This window comes from Nocardia sp. CA-128927, from assembly GCF_050955855.1.
Taxonomy (GTDB): Bacteria; Actinomycetota; Actinomycetes; order Mycobacteriales; family Mycobacteriaceae; genus Nocardia.
The window spans coordinates 5,489,316-5,505,652 of record NZ_CP192087.1 but is presented as its reverse complement, the minus strand read 5'-3'; the positions used below and the strand labels follow the sequence as shown (position 1 = coordinate 5,505,652).

At 67.2% G+C, this 16,337-nt stretch carries 17 protein-coding genes; 12 read left to right on the top strand and 5 right to left on the bottom strand.

All coding sequences use genetic code 11. The features are described from left to right. Nucleotides 1–224 precede the first annotated feature (224 nt). Complete coding sequence (locus ACQPW1_RS25925) at nucleotides 225–2,174, top strand: DUF4153 domain-containing protein (RefSeq protein ID WP_433654119.1); 1,950 nt, start codon at nucleotides 225–227, stop codon at nucleotides 2,172–2,174. Between the two features lie 68 nt (nucleotides 2,175–2,242). Here ACQPW1_RS25925 and ACQPW1_RS25920 read toward each other — a convergent pair whose 3' ends face one another. From ACQPW1_RS25920 to ACQPW1_RS25910, 3 genes are all read right to left on the bottom strand, one after another. Next, complete coding sequence (locus tag ACQPW1_RS25920; RefSeq protein WP_433654118.1) at nucleotides 2,243–2,833, bottom strand: HIT family protein; 591 nt, start codon at nucleotides 2,831–2,833, stop codon at nucleotides 2,243–2,245. Between the two features lie 175 nt (nucleotides 2,834–3,008). Further along, a complete protein-coding gene (locus ACQPW1_RS25915) occupies nucleotides 3,009–3,470 on the bottom strand; it encodes a VOC family protein (RefSeq protein WP_433654117.1) in 462 nt (153 codons plus the stop codon). Next, the gene (locus tag ACQPW1_RS25910) at nucleotides 3,467–4,048 is read right to left on the bottom strand and encodes a DinB family protein (protein WP_433654116.1); all 582 of its coding nucleotides are present in this window, start codon (nucleotides 4,046–4,048) and stop codon (nucleotides 3,467–3,469) included. Before ACQPW1_RS25910 ends, ACQPW1_RS25915 begins: the two co-directional genes overlap by 4 nt. A gap of 67 nt (nucleotides 4,049–4,115) precedes the next feature. On the opposite strand from ACQPW1_RS25910, the gene ACQPW1_RS25905 reads away from it, so the two are divergent. Further along, nucleotides 4,116–5,111: a helix-turn-helix transcriptional regulator gene (locus tag ACQPW1_RS25905; RefSeq protein WP_433654115.1), complete on the top strand. Its 996-nt coding sequence runs from the start codon at nucleotides 4,116–4,118 to the stop codon at nucleotides 5,109–5,111. A gap of 46 nt (nucleotides 5,112–5,157) precedes the next feature. Here ACQPW1_RS25905 and ACQPW1_RS25900 read toward each other — a convergent pair whose 3' ends face one another. Continuing rightward, complete coding sequence (locus ACQPW1_RS25900; RefSeq protein WP_433654114.1) at nucleotides 5,158–6,579, bottom strand: alpha/beta fold hydrolase; 1,422 nt, start codon at nucleotides 6,577–6,579, stop codon at nucleotides 5,158–5,160. Between the two features lie 41 nt (nucleotides 6,580–6,620). Between ACQPW1_RS25900 and ACQPW1_RS25895 the strand changes: the two genes are divergently transcribed. Together ACQPW1_RS25895 and ACQPW1_RS25890 are read left to right on the top strand one after the other, a co-directional pair. Then, entirely contained in the window at nucleotides 6,621–7,223 is a 603-nt protein-coding gene (locus ACQPW1_RS25895) for an HD domain-containing protein (protein ID WP_433654113.1), read from the top strand. A gap of 381 nt (nucleotides 7,224–7,604) precedes the next feature. After that, nucleotides 7,605–8,231: a hypothetical protein gene (locus tag ACQPW1_RS25890; RefSeq protein WP_433654111.1), complete on the top strand. Its 627-nt coding sequence runs from the start codon at nucleotides 7,605–7,607 to the stop codon at nucleotides 8,229–8,231. A 14-nt stretch (nucleotides 8,232–8,245) separates the two neighbouring features. Here ACQPW1_RS25890 and ACQPW1_RS25885 read toward each other — a convergent pair whose 3' ends face one another. Further along, the gene (locus tag ACQPW1_RS25885; protein WP_433654110.1) at nucleotides 8,246–9,049 is read right to left on the bottom strand and encodes a thioesterase family protein; all 804 of its coding nucleotides are present in this window, start codon (nucleotides 9,047–9,049) and stop codon (nucleotides 8,246–8,248) included. A gap of 170 nt (nucleotides 9,050–9,219) precedes the next feature. Between ACQPW1_RS25885 and ACQPW1_RS25880 the strand changes: the two genes are divergently transcribed. The 8 genes from ACQPW1_RS25880 (at nucleotide 9,220) to ACQPW1_RS25845 (ending at nucleotide 16,336) form a co-directional block, all read left to right on the top strand. Continuing rightward, nucleotides 9,220–9,414: a hypothetical protein gene (locus tag ACQPW1_RS25880; protein ID WP_433654109.1), complete on the top strand. Its 195-nt coding sequence runs from the start codon at nucleotides 9,220–9,222 to the stop codon at nucleotides 9,412–9,414. 127 nt (nucleotides 9,415–9,541) lie between these two features. Next, a complete protein-coding gene (locus ACQPW1_RS25875) occupies nucleotides 9,542–10,171 on the top strand; it encodes a fasciclin domain-containing protein (protein ID WP_433654108.1) in 630 nt (209 codons plus the stop codon). Between the two features lie 114 nt (nucleotides 10,172–10,285). After that, a complete protein-coding gene (sigK, locus tag ACQPW1_RS25870) occupies nucleotides 10,286–10,951 on the top strand; it encodes an ECF RNA polymerase sigma factor SigK (protein ID WP_433654107.1) in 666 nt (221 codons plus the stop codon). Then, nucleotides 10,948–11,673, top strand: coding sequence for an RskA family anti-sigma factor (locus ACQPW1_RS25865; RefSeq protein WP_433654105.1), 726 nt, complete (start codon nucleotides 10,948–10,950; stop codon nucleotides 11,671–11,673). Before sigK ends, ACQPW1_RS25865 begins: the two co-directional genes overlap by 4 nt. A 68-nt stretch (nucleotides 11,674–11,741) precedes the next feature. Further along, entirely contained in the window at nucleotides 11,742–13,511 is a 1,770-nt protein-coding gene (locus ACQPW1_RS25860; protein ID WP_433654103.1) for a molybdopterin-dependent oxidoreductase, read from the top strand. A gap of 70 nt (nucleotides 13,512–13,581) precedes the next feature. Continuing rightward, nucleotides 13,582–14,361 carry a helix-turn-helix domain-containing protein gene (locus ACQPW1_RS25855; protein WP_433654102.1) on the top strand — a complete coding sequence of 260 codons (780 nt, stop codon included), beginning with the start codon at nucleotides 13,582–13,584 and terminating at the stop codon, nucleotides 14,359–14,361. Then, nucleotides 14,358–15,434, top strand: a complete 1,077-nt coding sequence (locus ACQPW1_RS25850; RefSeq protein WP_433654100.1) for a fructosamine kinase family protein — start codon at nucleotides 14,358–14,360, stop codon at nucleotides 15,432–15,434. The genes ACQPW1_RS25855 and ACQPW1_RS25850 overlap by 4 nt, the downstream gene beginning before the upstream one ends. A gap of 131 nt (nucleotides 15,435–15,565) precedes the next feature. Next, nucleotides 15,566–16,336: a hypothetical protein gene (locus tag ACQPW1_RS25845; protein ID WP_433654099.1), complete on the top strand. Its 771-nt coding sequence runs from the start codon at nucleotides 15,566–15,568 to the stop codon at nucleotides 16,334–16,336. Nucleotide 16,337 lies beyond the last annotated feature (1 nt).

Genomic DNA, 16,337 nt, shown 5'->3' with positions numbered 1-16,337 from the left:
GGGAATTCATGCCCGAAACACCCGAAACACCAAGACCTCCGGCACCTGACGAACCCGCATCGGCGCTCGGCGAATCCGCATCGGGGCACGCGGCACCCATCTCAGGAGGGACGCTGTTGTCGGCCGAACCAAGGACGGACCATCCGGCGGACGCGACATTGCCCGGTTGGGCGACATCAGCACCGAGGCCGCCGAAGGGCTCTCTGAACGAGCCGATGCGTCCGGTGCCGTCGCAGCTGCCGAGGTGGCGCCGCGTTGCCTGCCCGCCGGGGGTACTACCCGCAGCCTGCCTCGCTGGATTCACCGGCGCGGCGTTGATCCCGTTGGACCGCCCCGGAATCGGCTGGTTGCTCGCCGGTTCGGTCGCCGTCGGCGCGGTCTACCTGGTGGATCGCAACGCTCGTAAATCGGCGCAGAACGTGACCGTCATGCCGAGCACGGATGAAAACGTCGGAGCCGAAGTCGATTCGGGTCCGGTGCTCAGCCAGCCATCGGCTGCTGTTGCCACACCATCCACGGCGACGTCGAATCCCGGAGGGGAGGATTCGACGTTCGCCGTGCACGCGGACCAGATCCATGACACCAACGTCGGTGAAGCGGACCCTGCCGTCGCGAATCCGCAACCCGGTCGGCTTGGGAAAACCCCGGATTCAACTACGGCGAGCTCACTTGATGAGGGCGCCGCGAAACCAGATGCGCCGGTACCGAATACCAGTGCCGAGCATGCAACCCTGGCCGATGCCGCCGATGCCGCCGATGCCGCCGATGCCGCCGATGCCGCCGATGCCGCCGATGCCGCCGATGTGCGGTCGGCTGAGCCGGATCCGCAGACAAGTGGGCTCGGCGAATCCGCAGACAGCTCGGCCGCTGTCGGCGAGTTGAAGGCCGGAGCGGTGGTGCCGAATTCCGTAGTAGCGGGTCCGACGACCGAGGGCGAGACAGTCCGACGCGGACTCGACGGGATGTCCGCGCGGATCTGGTGGACGGCACTGCTGCTGGCGCTGCTCGCGGTCGGCACCTTCCGTGCGGCGGGCTGGCTGTTCACGCTGTGCGTGTTGGCAGCGTGTGTGGCGGCGTCACTGGCAGTTGTGGGGCGGCGGTCGGTGAACGGGGTGGTTTACGACGTGATCGCCGTGCCGCTTGCGGCCTTTGCCGGTCTGCCGTGGGTGTATGCGGGGGTTGAACGGATGCGCGGGAGTAAGTCGCAGCGGGAGTGGCGAATCGGATTGTCGGTGACGGTGACCATCGCCTTGCTCGCAGTGTTCGTTCCGCTGCTCGGCGGTGCCGACGCGACGTTCGCGAAGCTGTTGGAGTCCGTGACCCCGGAGCTCGACGGCGCACAGACCTTCCAATGGATCGTGCTGTTCGCAGTCGTCGGCCTCGGTGCGCTCGGCGCAATGTATGTGCTGGCCGGTCCGTTGTTGCCCGCATCGGAATCCATCGAGGGAGAGCCGGTTCGGTCGCTGCGCCGCCTGGAGTGGGCACTGCCGGTCGGCGCGCTCACCGCCCTGTTCGCTGTGTTCGTCGGCGCCCAGTTCGTGGCACTGTTCGGTGGCGACGACTACGTGCAGCGCACCGCCGGGCTCACCTATGCCGAATACGCGCGCAGCGGATTCTGGCAACTGTCGGCGGTCACCATCCTGACCCTCGCGGTGATCCTGGTCGTCCTGCGCTGGGCGGCAACGGACTCGGCGGCGGACCGCCTGTGGCTGCGTGTGCTGCTGTGCGCGGTGAGCGTGCTCTCGCTGATCATCGTCGCCTCCGCACTCGGCCGCATGTGGACCTACCAGCAGGCCTACGGCTTCACGGTGCTCCGGCTACTGGTCGAGGTCTGCGAACTCTGGCTCGGCCTGGTCTATCTGCTGGTGCTCGCGGCGGTGCTGAGCCTGCGCCGGGCGTGGCTGTCCCGCGCGACGATCGGCACCGCCATGGTCACCCTGCTCGCGCTGGCAATCCTGAATCCCGAACGCCTCATCGCGGACAAGAACATCGACCGCTGGCAACAGGGCAAGCATTTCGACTCCGAATACCTGTCGCAACTCTCGGCCGACATCCTTCCCGCCGTCGACCGGCTGCCCGAACCGAAGCGCACCGAGATACGCGACAGCGTCCGCGACCACCTCGACCCCGACACCTGGCACAGCTGGAACCTGTCCCGCGCGAATACCAGGTGATCAGCGTGCTCGAACTGGCCGGGTGCAACCGGACTGGCGCTCAACCGAACTCGCCATTGGACGGATCTTCAGCTCGATGGGCCGTTCGGCCGGGCCAGGGCGGCCATACCGGCGCCGACCCGCTGTGCCAGTTCATCGCGCTCTGCCTGTGGGATGACGAGGTAGTCGGGTGTGTCGACTGCGGCGAACTGCTGTTCGCGGAAGGGCGTTCCGGGTGGGAGCGGTGCCACGTGCCAGTGCACGTGGGCGACGCCTTGCATGCTGCCGAAGCTGAACACGTAGAGGCGTTCGGTGGGCGTGATCTGAGCGAGAACCCGGCCGAGGCGATGGATACGTAGCTGGAGTGCGAGGTAGTCGTCCTCGGTGAAGTCCGCGACGACGTTTGTCGCGTGGCGTCGGGGTGCGAGCAGACAGTAGGCGTAGAGGCGAGGAAAGGGTGGAATGAACACGATGCAGTGTTCGTCGCGGTAGGCGACGGTTTCGCGGGTGCGAGTTGTCTGCTCGTCGGCCAGTTCACAGATGAAACACTGACCGGCGGCGTTCTCGGCTTGGACTCTGGCTACGTAGGCGTTGGTATCGATCGTCCCTGTCTGCCTGCCGTCGACCGTGCTGGAACTGCGTGTTCCAGGGTGTTGTGCCGATGCGTTCGGTGGCTCCATGACTGCGATGCTCCCATTCGTGGTGTGACTGGGAACCTACACTCGCGGCCATTGCGGTGCGAAGGTCGAAAAGGTGCGTGCGACAACGGAATCGGTACACATCGGATAATGCCACGGCCGATACGAAGCCGTCCGTGGCCACCGAATACGTCAGGCAGACAAAGGAACCGCCGAGTCAGTCCAGGCAGAACTCATTGCCCTCGGGGTCCTGCATGACGATGTGCCCGGCACCCATCGGCGGCTCGGGGTCGTACCGCTTGACCCGCGTCGCCCCCAGCGCGACGAGCCGAAAACACTCGGCCTCCAACGCCGCCATCCGATCCGCTCCCTGAAGTCCGGGAGCCGCACGCACATCCAGATGGAGGCGGTTCTTGGCGACCTTGTCCTCCGGCACCTGCTGGAAGAACAGTCGCGGGCCGTCCCCGTCCGGGTCCTCGATGGCCGATCGCGTGTTCCACTGGTCCTGCGGCACACCGATACGTGCGAGGAACTCGTCCCACGCGCCCAGCGGATCGGCATCGGCGGGCAGCTCGACGCCGGGCGGCCCGGGGTGGACGTAGCCGAGCACGTCGCGCCAGAAGGTCGACAGCGCCTTCGGGTCGTGGGCGTCGAAGGTGACCTGGAACTGGCGGCTCATCGGTTTACTCCATTCGTAGCGGATTGCGTGTGCAGGTAGAGGTCACGCAGCAGGCAGACCTCGGACAGATGGTGGATCAGTTCACGGTGGATGTGTAGCACCAGGTCGGCCATGGCCAATTCGGGATAGGGCTCCTTGTCACCGACCTTGACCCGGAGCCCGGCATCGCCGAGGCTGCGCACCCCGGCCAGCCAGGTGTCGAGCTGTGTTTCGAGCTGATCGAGTGCCATCGCCGCGCTGTCGGCATACTGCCAAGTTTCGTATGACGCGTCGGGAGCACCGAAGTGTGCCGCGTTGCGCGCGGCGAGCACACCGACGATGACGTGACCGAGTCGCCAGGCGATCGTGCTGAACGGTGCGGGATCCGGTTGGGGGAAAGCGAATTCGATCGTGAAGTCGCCGGCACCGGCCTGGATAGGTGCGGTCGAGCTGCCGCGCGGGCGCACGCTCCACGCGTCGGGCACCGGCGACCAGAAGTACTCGTCGTCGGTGAGGCCATCGAGCCGGGCTCGCAGCTGATGATTCCAGTGGAACTCCCACTGCTCACGCAGCGACTGGTTCCAGTCGAGTTCGTCCATATGGCTACTCTGACATCCCTAACGGACAGATCCGGTCCGCTATTTCTGGCAGCCTTGTGAGGTGGACATGGCAGGCGGTGACGAGCGGGGTACCACCGAGCGAGTGCTCACCCTGCTCGGGCTGTTGCAGCAGCGCCAGGTCTGGACGGGTCCCGAGCTCGCCGATCGTCTCGGGGTCACGCCGCGCACGATCCGGCGCGATGTCGAGCGGCTGCGCACTCTCGGGTATCCGGTGCAGGCCAGCCAGGGCGTCGGCGGTGGATACCAGCTCGGCGCGGGACAGGACCTGCCACCGCTGCTGCTCGACGACGAAGAAGCGATCGTCACCGCGGTCGCCCTGCTGGTCGGCGCGGGTGGCGCGGTCGTGGGCGCCGGTGCCGCCGCACTGCGGGCCCTGACCAAACTCGACCGGGTGCTGCCGACCCGGTTGCGACACGAGGTGCGCGCGCTCGCTGGCTCGGTGCAGTCCTTCAGCGGCGGCCGCTCACCGGTCGACGCCGACGTGCTCATGACCCTGGCCCGAGCCTGCCGCGACGAGGTCGAGGCCGACTTCGACTACCCGTCCGGAAACGAGGTACGACGACGCCGCGTCGAGCCCTACCGCCTCGTCGCCTCCGATCGCCGCTGGTACCTGTTCGCCTACGACCTCGACCGCGACGACTGGCGCAGCTTCCGCGGCGACCGGATGACCGAGGTCGCCGCCCGAACCTGGCGCTTCCGCCCCCGCCCCGGCCCCGACGCCGCGACCTACGTGCAGGAAGGCGTAGCGAGCCGGGTCTACCCGCACCGAGCCCGCTTCCTCGTGCACGCATCAGCCGACACCGTGCGCGCACAGCTCCCTGCGTCGGCGGCCGTCGTACGCCCGCATGGCCCCGAACACTGCGAGGTGCTCAGCGGCGCCGACAACAGTCTCGACGCCGTTCTCATGTACGTGCTGCTGCTGGGGCACGACTTCGAGGTACTCGACCCGCCAGAGCTCGCGGCCCGCTGTCACGTACTGGCGCAGCGATTGCGGACGGCGGGCGCGACGATCTCACCGCCGCCGGATGCAGCGGGGTCGTGAGCGGCGCACGAGATTCCCGCGGGCCGATGCGGTCATGAGAACCGGTCTACTTGGTGAGCAGCTGGTCGAGCTGTGCGGCGAATTCGTCGGCGGCGGTGACGTATCCGATGTGGTCGCGAGGGAACTCGATGACCTCGAGTCCGAGTTCCTCGGCGAGGACGGTGTTGGGGCGGGCGGGGAAGGTGTCCTTCGAGTCGTGTCCGACGCCGAGTACGAGCTTGTCGGCGGAGGGTCGCAGGGCGGCGAGATCCGGTGTGTAGCGGACGTATTGGCGCAGTTCGTGCTCCATCCAGAACTCGAGGTTCTGCTGGATCCGGGCGATCATCGGCGCGCTCGCGGGCGGCAGCTCGACGTTCGGCGGGCCCGGTCGCCGCAGTCCCATCGCCTCGGCGAAGGCACCCATGGCCGCCATGTTGCCCTCGGTTCGGCTGGTGCGGTAGATGCCGTCGAAGAACTCCAACCACGTTGCGGAGTCGGGCAGCAGCGTGGCGATCGGCGGTTCGTGCGCGACGACCGTGCGCACCAGTTCGGGGCGCTTGCTGAGCAATTCGAGTGCCACGATCGCACCGGAGCTGCTGCCGAGCACGTAGGCGGGCTGGTCGCCGAGGTGGGTGAGCAGCGCCGCGGCGTCGGCACCGTCGTTGACGATCCGGTCCTCCGGCGGTCCCGCGAGCGGGCTGCGCGCGAAACCGCGCCGGTCGTAGGCGACGACGGTGTACCGATCGGCGAGACGCTCGGCGAGCGCGTCGTACACACCCGCGTCACCATTACCGCCGGTGATCAGCAGCAGCACTGGCCCGCCGCCGCGGATCTCGTAGTAGAGGGTGGCGCCGGGGACGGCGAGGGTGTGCTGGGTCGGGACATCCATGGGAAACACTCCTGGGAGAAAGGACAGCTGCCGCAACGCCTCTCGGATCACCGGCAGCATGGGAATCGGCGGGTCGGCATCCACCCACCGATCGATGGCGACTTGCAATGCCGACGCGACGGCGCCGGCCATGATGCGCGGAAACATGTCGGCGTCGAGGTCGTGACCGGTGCGTCCGGCGATGGCCTCGGCGAGCGCCGCCTCCATCACCGCCTGCGCTTTGCGATGTTCACCCTGTAGCGCGGGCGCACTGGCGATCAGCCGCACCCCCGCTGTCCAGGCCGGATCGGGTGCTTCGGCGTCACGGAACTCATCGAGCGCGGCATGAATGACCGCGGGCCACAGTGCTTCCGTGCCCGGACGCTCCCGCAGATTGTCCGCGATCCGGCGCGCCCGATCGACCGCCACCGAGCAGACCGCTTCGTACTTGCTGGCGAAGTAGTTGTTGAACGTCCGCGGCGAAACCCCAGCCGCCGCAGCAATGTCCTCGACCAGCACCTCGTCCACCCCGCGCTCGACCGCCAACCGCAACGCCGCAAACCCGAGCGCCTCCCGCGTCGCCAGCTTCTTGCGCTCGCGCAGTCCGAGTACGAATGCCACGAGCTCCACCGTAGCGAAACTTGCGTGCCACGCAAGATTGCGTGATCGGAAAGTTCTGGCGGATAACGCGATCGAAGGAGCCCGCAATCGAACCTCTTCGAGATGGCAGCTGGCTGTTCGCCCGATTGCTCGCCCGACATCGCGGTATCGATCTGGACCGTGACCTGGCACCCGAGTCGTTGTTCCATGCCTGCGTGCTGCACGACCTCGGATTGACGACGCGAGGCGATGGCCACCAGCGTTTCGAGGTAGACGGCGCCGACTACGCGGCCGAGTTCCTCACCGGTCAGGGCATGGCGGCCAAGGATGTGGACGCGGTCTGGGAGGCCATCGCGCTGCACACTTCCGCGGGCATCGCCGAACGCATGGGCGGACTCACCGAACTCACCCACGTCGGCATCGGCACCGACTTCGGCTTCCGCAGCGACTTCATCACCGACACGCAAGGAGCCGAAATCCACCGCGCCTACCCCCGCCACGCGATGGCGACGTCGCTGACCGACGAAATCATCGCGCAGGTCCGTCGCCGCCCGGCGAAGGCACCGCCGTACACCATGGCCGCCGAGCAACTCCGGGAACGCGACACCCCGCCCCACCTCACCGCGTTGGAAGCCGCCGCCAACGCGAGCCGCTGGGGCAACTGACTACGCGATGCTAGATCGCGTCCCCGAGTGCGCTGGCGACCGCGTCGGCAGGGTCGGTCGCGGGAACGGCTGCCGGGGAGTGATTACTCGACCGTTGCCACCACTGTGTCCCACCCGGCAGCGTATTGATGCGACGGCACGAAGCACGCGGGTGGCGAAGGCCCTCAGGTCCCACAGATCTCACCTGCGCGCGGTAGCTGGCCGCGCCCGCTTCCCACCCGGTGCCGCGAACCGAACGGAGTCACGAAAACCGGCAGTCCGGTCTGTGGCTCATTCGGCCAGCATGCGTGGCGCAGGTGTGCAATGTTGTTACTGCGCAACGGCATTGAGGGGTCGCCTGCGGCGCTGAGTAGGCACCGGTAAAGGGGGTGCGGCGGAACTATGTCGTCGTCCAACGTTTCCGGGGGGAGTGCCGCCGCACACCGCGGGCGGCACAAGGCGGTCGTTCCGTTGTGGCCGGGCATGATCCCGCCGCGACAGCAGCGCTGGCATGTGCAACGCAGGAGTCGACCCTGGCTGGTCGGCTCGGCCGCGGTGGTCGGTTCGATGGCCGCGGTGGCGGTGGTCATGGTGTACACGGCGTCGGCGAGCGCCCCGCGCCAGTCGGCCACTTACACGGATCCGGTACTCGGCGGCGGACCCGGCTGCCAGCCGACCAGGAACGAACAGCTGGTGCGCGGCAACGGAACCGGTTCGACCACCTCGGGACCGGACGTCATCCTGGCCTTCCAGTACGCCTACTACGTGGCCCGCTCGGGAGCCGACGCCCGCGCGGTGACCACGACCGACGCGTCCGTGCCATCGGCCGAGGTGATCGGCGCGGGTATCAAGTCCGTCCCGGCGGGCACCCAGCACTGCGTGATGATCACCCCGATGGCCGACGGCCGCTTCGATGTGGTCATCACCGAGGTCCGCCCCGACGCCGCCGTACGCACCTACCGCCAGTTCGTGACCGTCACCGCAGGCCCGGGCGCCGTCTCCATCGCCAAGATCGCACCACCGGCGTGATCGGGGAGGCCCGATTACGTCGTGACGATCGCCAACTGCCGCGACTGCGCCACCAAAGTCCCTGTGCTGTCCCAGATCTCGAACTCCTCCTCATGGAATCCATCGATCAGATAGCTGGTGGACACCCGGCAGGCCAGCCAGCCCGGCGCGGGCCGATTGCGGATGTGCACGGTGAGCTCGATCGTGGCGGACCCGGCGATACCGAGATCGAACACGATCGGAGCCGCCGAGTCGACGAGAAACGCCAGCGCGATCGGGTCCGCGTCGCGACCATCGGCCAGCCGTAGCCAGAACTCGGTCGAGGTGGCCCCGCCGGGCTCGCCACGCCAGAACCCGGGAACTTCCGCCATCCGCGCCTCGGTCCGCTGGGAGATCGGCGGCCGTTGGTTCTCGTAGGCGGCGAACGCGTCGACGCACTGCTCCGGCGGCGGCAACGCTGGCGGTTTGCCGCTGACCAACGTCGGCCCATCCGCGGCGGACAGATCAGTGAAAGTAGCCAGCACGCGCAGTATTTCACGATCATCGCGCCGCAGCGTCGCCTGCCCGGTCGCGGTACGCCGCCCGATCCGGGCCACATCGGTGGTGATCCGCGCGGGCCCGGGACTACCCGGCCGCAGGAAATGCGCGGACGCGGACAGCAAATCAGGTTGCGGCAACTCGTGGCGCAGCGCCTGTAAACAGCTGGCCAGCAGATACCCTCCATTCGAAGTGCCGATGAAGGTGGTCCACCGGTCCGTCAGCGTCAGCCCGAACTCGTGCTCTCCGACCCGTTCGCTGGCCGTATCGCTGTCGAACACGAAACCCGCCGTAGTAGTCATCCCACGATCCTGCCTGTCGAAGGGGACATGAGCGAGCGCGTAATCGACGTCCGCGGCGAGAATGTCCGGTTCGGCAAGAACTAACCAGTCCGTTGCTGGCTGCGTTGCGAAGTACTGGTGAGGCTATTGGACGTGCGCTCGACGAGCGCCCCGGCGAAAGGAACAGACAGATGCAGACGGCTGCCACGTATGCCGATATCGCTGATTGCCGGATAGATCCGGGCCCGATGACCGAAGCACGGGCACATCGGGCGATGCAGATCCACCTGGATTGCTCGGTGGACACCTGCCGGGTTCGCCGGCGCGCCCGCGGCACCCTCGTGCAGGCCGGGTCGATGGTCCTCGACCCACGCGCGGACCGTTAACGCACTCTCAGAAACTGCCAGGAGATTCGACCCATCCGGGCAGGCACCCCAGGCGAATTCCGTTCCGTCCAATCCCCAGCACGGCTTCGAGCCGTATCGACGGAAGCGAAAGACAACGATGACTGTAATGCGACGTTCGGTCGTGGCGGCGATGATGCTGACCGCGGTGGTGGGTGCCTCGGCCTGTTCGAGCGACAACAAGTCCGACGACACCGCGGCCCCGTCCACCACCGCGGCGATGACTACCTCGACGCCCGCGTCCGGCGATCTGGTCGGCGCGGGCTGCAAGGCCTACGCCCAGCAGGTGCCGACCGGCGCCGGTTCGGTCAGCGGCATGGCACAGGACCCGGTTGCCACGGCGGCCTCCCACAACCCGATGCTGACGACGCTGGTCGCCGCGGTATCCGGTCAGCTCAACCCACAGGTGAATCTGGTCGACACGCTCAACGGCGCCCAGTTCACCGTGTTCGCGCCGGTCGATTCGGCGTTCGCGAAGATCGATCCGGCCACGGTGGAGTCGCTGAAGACGGACTCGGCCACGCTCACCAAGATCCTCACTTATCACGTGGTGCCGGGCCAGATCGCGCCGGACAAGATCGCGGGCACGCACAAGACCGTCGAGGGCCAGGACATGACGGTCACCCGGAGCGGTGACGACATCAAAGTCGGTAACACTTCGGTGATTTGCGGCGGCGTGAAGACGGCAAATGCGACGGTATACATGATCGACAGCGTGCTGATGCCGCCTGCGGCGTAACCTCGCCACACCCGAAGTTCGGAATGGTCCTTACATCAGGAGTCGTGCTCGACGTGTTGCTGCCGCAGATCCATTCCCGGTCCGTCCTCGCCAGTGAACGACGCGGAGGTGAGCATGCAGAATGAATCCAAGCTCGCCGCGATCCGCCTGCGCCGCAACACCGGCGGGGGCGGACCGCCGGTGACCCCGTCCTGCTCGACCGGTATCGATCCGGAGGAGCTGGCGCGGACGCGGCGACTGCTCGAGCTGCTCGACTCGATCGCGACCGGCGATCGCGATGCCTTCACCGAGTTCTACCGCGCGACCAGCCACCGGGTCTTCGGCTTGGCGTTGCGCATCCTGCGCAGTCACGCGGCGGCCGAGGAGATCACCCAGGAGGTGTATCTGCAGGCCTGGTCGCTCGCGGCGGGGTATGACCGGAAGCTGTCCAGTCCGATGGGTTGGCTGATGATGCTGACCCATCGGCGGGCGGTGGACCGGGTCCGCCGCGAGCAGTCCGCCGCCAGCCGCGATATCGCCTATGGCCAAGCGAATCTGGGCCGGGACCACGATGTCGTCGCCGAGGAGGTCGGGCAGCTGCTCGACGAGCAGTCGGTGCTCGACTGCCTGGACACGTTGACCGCGATCCAGCGCCAAGCCGTCGCGCTGGCCTACTACAGCGGCCGGACCTACAGCGAGGTTGCCGAACACCTCGAGGTCCCGCTGCCCACCATCAAGAGCCGCATCCGCGACGGTTTGAAGCGGCTCGAGAACTGTCTGACAGGAAGTGATACCCCATGAGTGAGAACGGGCGGCCCGCTACGGACCTGCTCGAACTGGCCTACCCGTACGCCATGGACGCGGTCGCCGAGCTCGAGCGCCGCACCATCGAACACCGGCTCCGCGACGCCGACCAGGCCACCGCGGATGCCTTCGCCACCATCGTTTCCGGGGTGCGCGAAACACTGGCCGCGCTGACCGTGCTGGATGCGACCTCGCCGCCGCCCGATCTGGAGACGACATTGTTGCGGGCGCTCGACGAAGCGACCGGGGTGTCGGGGAAGTCCCGTCACCGGTTCGAGCGGATGCGCTGGCTGGCGGCCGCGGTCGCGGTGGTCGTCGCCATCGCGGCGGGCGTGGGTGTGCTCGTGCAGCGCAACACCGATCCGGGCCGACCGGAGCTCACCGCGCAGATGGTGCTCGAACAGCCCGACGTGCTGGTGAAGTCGGTGCCGGTCGCGGGCGGAGGCACCCTCACCGTGCGCACCTCTGCTCGAATCGCCGCCGCGACAGTGTCTTTCGAGTCCGTCTCGGTGCCGCCGCCGAACCACTCCTATCAGGTGTGGCTGATTCCGCTCGGTGGGACGGCCCGCTCCGCCAAGGTGATGACCGAGCTGCCTGCCACCGGTCCCGCCATGGTGACTCGCTTCGACGCGATCGACACGTTGGCCGTCACAGTCGAACCGACCGCCGGTTCACCGCAGCCGACGACCGACGCGATCGCCAGCGTGAATCTCACCTGACCCGAGCTGCCCCCGCGAACGCGGGTGTCGCAGCCTCTCCATCCCGACGATCGACAAGGGAAGCTGCGATGAAACAGCGTGTGGCACAAGTACGCCCGAAACAGGGGTTCAATCGAGCCGCGGCGGCTCTTACCGGGGTCTTGGCCGCGCTGACCGTACTGGCAGTCGGCCACCTGGTCGCCGCGCTGATCGATCCCGCCGCCTCACCGTTCTACGCGATGGGCGCCTCGGTGGTCGACCACACGCCACATGCGTTGAAGGACGCCGCGATTCGTCGTTTCGGCAGTAACGACAAGCTCGCACTGTTCGCATCGATGGCCGCGGTGATGATCGTCTTCGCCGCGATCCTCGGCATACTCGAGCGCCGCCGCCCACTGGGCAGTGCACTGCTGGTCCTGCTCGGGGGAGTGGTGCTCGGCGCCGCACTGCAACGCCCAACGGCCACACCATGGTTCGCGCTCCCGACACTCGTCGGCGTGGTGGCCGGGGTCGTGGTCATGCGCTTGCTCATCAGCCGAGTCGCGGATGGTGGTCTCCGGCTCAGCGCGGAGTCCGCGGCCAGTGTCGAACCGACATCGGGCGGTGATCCGGAACTCGGACAGACACTCGCGGGCTCGCGGACGGTCGGAACTCCGTCGGCGCCGAGCGAATCCGAGGCGAATCGCGGATCGGCGGCGGGCGGCGACGTGAGCCAGTCCCCGAATCGGATGGCGGAACTGGGTCGGGAAGCTGGCGAGTCAGCGCCGGGCTCGGCCGCGTCGAAAGGTGGTGCGTCGCGACGGCGCTTTCTCACGCTGGCCGCGGGGGTGGGCGCTGTGGCTGTGGGAGCGGCCGTTGCCGGGCAGTGGATCGGTGCCCGGCTACGCGATGTGGTGGCTGACCGGGCTGGGTTCGTTGTTCCGCGTCCGGTTGGGCCGGCGCCGCTTGCCGAACCCGGTGTGCGGCCGTCGGTTCCGGGGCTGACGGAGTTCGTTACGCCCAATGATCGGTTCTACCGTGTCGACACCGCACTGCAACTCCCGGCGTTGACGAGCAGCGCGTGGCGGTTGCGGATTCACGGAATGGTTGATCGCCCAATGGAATTGGATTTCGACGATCTGCGTCGACGGGTGGCGGTCGAGCGATTGATCACCATGACCTGTGTATCCAACGAGGTGGGCGGCGATTTGGCGGGCACTGCCGTCTGGACGGGGTACCCGCTGGCCGACTTACTCGCCGAGGCGGGTGTGCGACCCGAAGCCGACATGCTGCTGTCCCGTAGCATTGACGGATTCACCGCGGGCACCCCGGTTTCCGCGGTGACTGACGGTCGTGACGCGCTGCTGGCGGTGGGCATGAACGGCGAACCACTGCCGATCGCGCATGGCTATCCCGCACGCCTGATCGTGCCCGGCCTCTATGGCTACGTGTCCGCCACCAAATGGGTTATCGATCTCGAACTCACCCGCTTCGACCGCGTCGAGGCGTACTGGACCCAACGTGGTTGGGCCGCAAAGGCACTCATCAAAACCGCGTCCCGCATCGATGTCCCCGCCGCCTTCGCCACCGTCCCTGCGGGCGACCTCACCGTCGCCGGAGTCGCCTGGGCCCAGCACCGCGGCATCGACGCCGTCGAAGTCCAAGTCGACAACCAACCATGGCAACCAGCCACCCTCGCCGACGAGTACTCCACCGACACCTGGCGCCAATGGACCTGGCGCTGGACCGCCACCCCCGGCCCCCACACCCTCCGCGTCCGCGCCACCGACCGCGCAGGCACCCCCCAAACCGACAACCGCACCCCACCGTTCCCCGACGGCTCCACCGGCTGGCACAGCCGCGTAATCACCGTGCGTTGAGCATCGGTTCCGGTGGCCGATTACCTCTGAGGTAATCGTCGTGGCGTCGGGCTGTTCGTAGGATCGGGGAGTGAGTACCCAAACGGCTGGTGATTTGCTGCGGCATTGGCGGCTCGAGCGCAGGCTCAGTCAGCTGGAATTGGCGGGGCGCGCGGAGACGTCGGCGCGGCATCTGAGTTTCATCGAGACCGGTCGTGCGACGCCGAGCCGGAACATGCTGGTGCACCTGAGCGAGCACCTGGAAATCCCACTGCGCGAACGCAATCGGCTGCTACTGGCCGCGGGATACGCACCCGCCTACGCGGAACCGGCCCTCGATACTCCCGCGATGGACGCGGTCCGCAGCGCGATGCGGCAGATCCTCGTCGGCCACCAGCCCTATCCCGCGCTGGCCATCGATCAGAGCTGGACCATGATCGACGCCAACTCCGGCGTCGCACTGCTGCTCACCGACATCGACCCCGCACTGCTGACCCCACCGATCAACGCCCTGCGCCTGAGCCTGCACCCCGACGGCATGGCAGGCCAGATCGTCAACCTCGCGGAATGGCGCGGCCACGTGTTCACCCGCCTGACTCGCCAGATCGAGGTCACCGGCTCACCCGACCTGGCCGAGCTACGCGACGAACTGCTCGCCTATCCCGGTGGCGAAATCGACCCGGCCCTACCCGAACCCGACCAATCCGTCGTCCCGCTGCGCCTACTCCGCGACGGTCACGAACTGTCCTTCCTCAGCGTCACCAGCGTCTTCGGCACCCCCATGAACGTCACCGTCGCCGAACTCGCCATCGAATCGTTCTTCCCCGCCGACGAGGACACCATGAAGCGACTCACCGCCCAAACCCCATGAGCCTCACCGACCATCTCGCCGAACTCCTCGACGTCCCCGTCCGCGCCATCACCGACCTCGGGTCCAGCCATGCATGGACGCTGCACCGCGCCACCCTGACCGACGGCACCGATGTCTTCGTAAAGGCCTCCGCCGAGCCGACGACAGTCTTCGCCGCCGAAGCCGCAGGACTCCGCTGGCTTGCCGCCGGGACTGTTCCCGGAGCGCCCGGCGAACGACGCGGCATGCGTGCGGGCCAGGCCGACCACAATCATCGAGCCCCGCGCACGAGCCAGGCCGGTCACGATCGTCCAGGCAAGGCTGATCACGGTCGGCGATCCGATCCGGAATCGGTAGGTCGATTGCCTGCCGACGGAGCGCTGTCGATTCAACGTGGGCGAGCTGACGAGCAACAACAGGTAGCCGAGGACCGCCCAGTCCGCGCGTCGAAACTTCTCGCCGAAGTGTTGGCGGCCGACGATCGAATGATCGTGCTGCCGTGGCTGAATGACGTCGGGGCGACACCCGCCACAGCCGAGCAGTTCGGTCGGGAACTAGCCGCGTTGCACGCGAACTCCGCCGAGATGTTCGGCGCACCATGGCAAGGTTGGATCGCCGAACTGCCCCTCGACAACACGCCATCTGCCGGTCCATGGGGACAGTGGTACGCCGAACGCCGACTCGCGCCTTACCTCCCGCGCGCCGCTCCTCACCTCGGCGACGACGGAATCCACTTGCTGGAGCAGGTAATCGACCGCATCGACACCCTGGCAGGCCCACCAGAACCACCCACCCCTATCCACGGCGACCTATGGTCCGGCAACATCCTCTGGACCCCCGACCGTGCCACCCTCATCGACCCCGCCGCCCACGCAGGTTACCGCGAGACCGACCTCGCCATGCTCACCCTCTTCGGCGCACCCCACCTGGACCGAATCCGCGCCTCGTACAACGAAACCCATCCCCTAGCCGAAGGTTGGCGCACCCGAATCCCCCTGCACCAACTCCACCACCTGCTCGTCCACGTAGTCCTCTTCGGCCCGAGCTACCGCTCCCAAACCCTTACAGCCGCCAGCGCAGCCCTAGCGAGCTAGGTCATGTCACCCAATCGAGTTCGCTCGAGCCGGGCGCGGGATCGGTAGTTCATCCCGGCTCCACTCGTCGGTATCGAGCAACTGCTCGCGTTCGGTAGCGCGCAGTTCGCGGCCGACAACGCTGTGGAACGATGTTGCAAAGCGCCGGAACTGACCGTCTGCTTCAGGTGAAACACGAAGGCGCCGTTAGGGTACTGATGGATTCAAAACGAACCCGCCGCAAGGTCGTTGACCCCGATCGCTCCTCCCATCAGTGGCTGCTGGCGCGTATCCAGACCCCGGCCGTCCGCGAACGCGCAACGACGCCGCGGACAGCAATAGCGACACTGGCGCTCATGCTGGTAGCGGCGGTCGCGCTAGCCGGGTCGATAGCAGCTGCTTACTTCGCTCTCCCGCTGCTCTCCGAATTCAGCGATGGGTGCCGGAAGCTGTCGGATAGGGACGTCATCCGTGTGTTGGACGAAGGAACGACGATTGACGCGTCCGATTACGAGCCCGCGTCTTCCGCCGCTCCGGCCCGGGCCATGAACGTGCTGGAGGAAGGGGACACCTGCGCTCGGTATGTCAGCGGATGGAAGGACGGCGACCGCGTGGGCAGCGGCTCGGTGTTCGCGAGGACGCACACCAGGAGCGATGCGTCAGCTGTATTCCGACGTGAGCGGGAAGAGGCCCGCACCCGCGATCCTCAGGACACGGGAACGCTGAGAACCTTCTTCCTGAACGACGCCCGGCTCGGCGACGAAGCGTTCTGCGCTGTCACGAAGGACGCCTACTACCCCGCGCACGGCGTGCTGGTCCGTTTCGACGACAAGGTCGTATACGTCGGTGTCCCGACCGTCAGCACCCTGACCGATCGCCAGAACTGCGATCGAGCCCGACGACTCGCCACCGAACTCCGTTGAT

Bases quoted from the DNA above. Each gene is read 5' to 3' on its own strand.
- ACQPW1_RS25910 (WP_433654116.1), bottom strand. From the start codon at position 4,048: ATGGACGAACTCGACTGGAACCAGTCGCTGCGTGAGCAGTGGGAGTTC.
- ACQPW1_RS25905 (WP_433654115.1), top strand. From the start codon at position 4,116: ATGGCAGGCGGTGACGAGCGGGGTACCACCGAGCGAGTGCTCACCCTG.
- ACQPW1_RS25885 (WP_433654110.1), bottom strand. From the start codon at position 9,049: ATGACTACTACGGCGGGTTTCGTGTTCGACAGCGATACGGCCAGCGAA.
- ACQPW1_RS25860 (WP_433654103.1), top strand. From the start codon at position 11,742: ATGAAACAGCGTGTGGCACAAGTACGCCCGAAACAGGGGTTCAATCGA.
- ACQPW1_RS25915 (WP_433654117.1), bottom strand. From the start codon at position 3,470: ATGAGCCGCCAGTTCCAGGTCACCTTCGACGCCCACGACCCGAAGGCG.
- ACQPW1_RS25850 (WP_433654100.1), top strand. From the start codon at position 14,358: ATGAGCCTCACCGACCATCTCGCCGAACTCCTCGACGTCCCCGTCCGC.
- ACQPW1_RS25875 (WP_433654108.1), top strand. From the start codon at position 9,542: ATGCGACGTTCGGTCGTGGCGGCGATGATGCTGACCGCGGTGGTGGGT.
- sigK (WP_433654107.1), top strand. From the start codon at position 10,286: ATGCAGAATGAATCCAAGCTCGCCGCGATCCGCCTGCGCCGCAACACC.
- ACQPW1_RS25920 (WP_433654118.1), bottom strand. From the start codon at position 2,833: ATGGAGCCACCGAACGCATCGGCACAACACCCTGGAACACGCAGTTCC.
- ACQPW1_RS25845 (WP_433654099.1), top strand. From the start codon at position 15,566: ATGTTGCAAAGCGCCGGAACTGACCGTCTGCTTCAGGTGAAACACGAA.
- ACQPW1_RS25865 (WP_433654105.1), top strand. From the start codon at position 10,948: ATGAGTGAGAACGGGCGGCCCGCTACGGACCTGCTCGAACTGGCCTAC.
- ACQPW1_RS25890 (WP_433654111.1), top strand. From the start codon at position 7,605: ATGTCGTCGTCCAACGTTTCCGGGGGGAGTGCCGCCGCACACCGCGGG.
- ACQPW1_RS25880 (WP_433654109.1), top strand. From the start codon at position 9,220: ATGCAGACGGCTGCCACGTATGCCGATATCGCTGATTGCCGGATAGAT.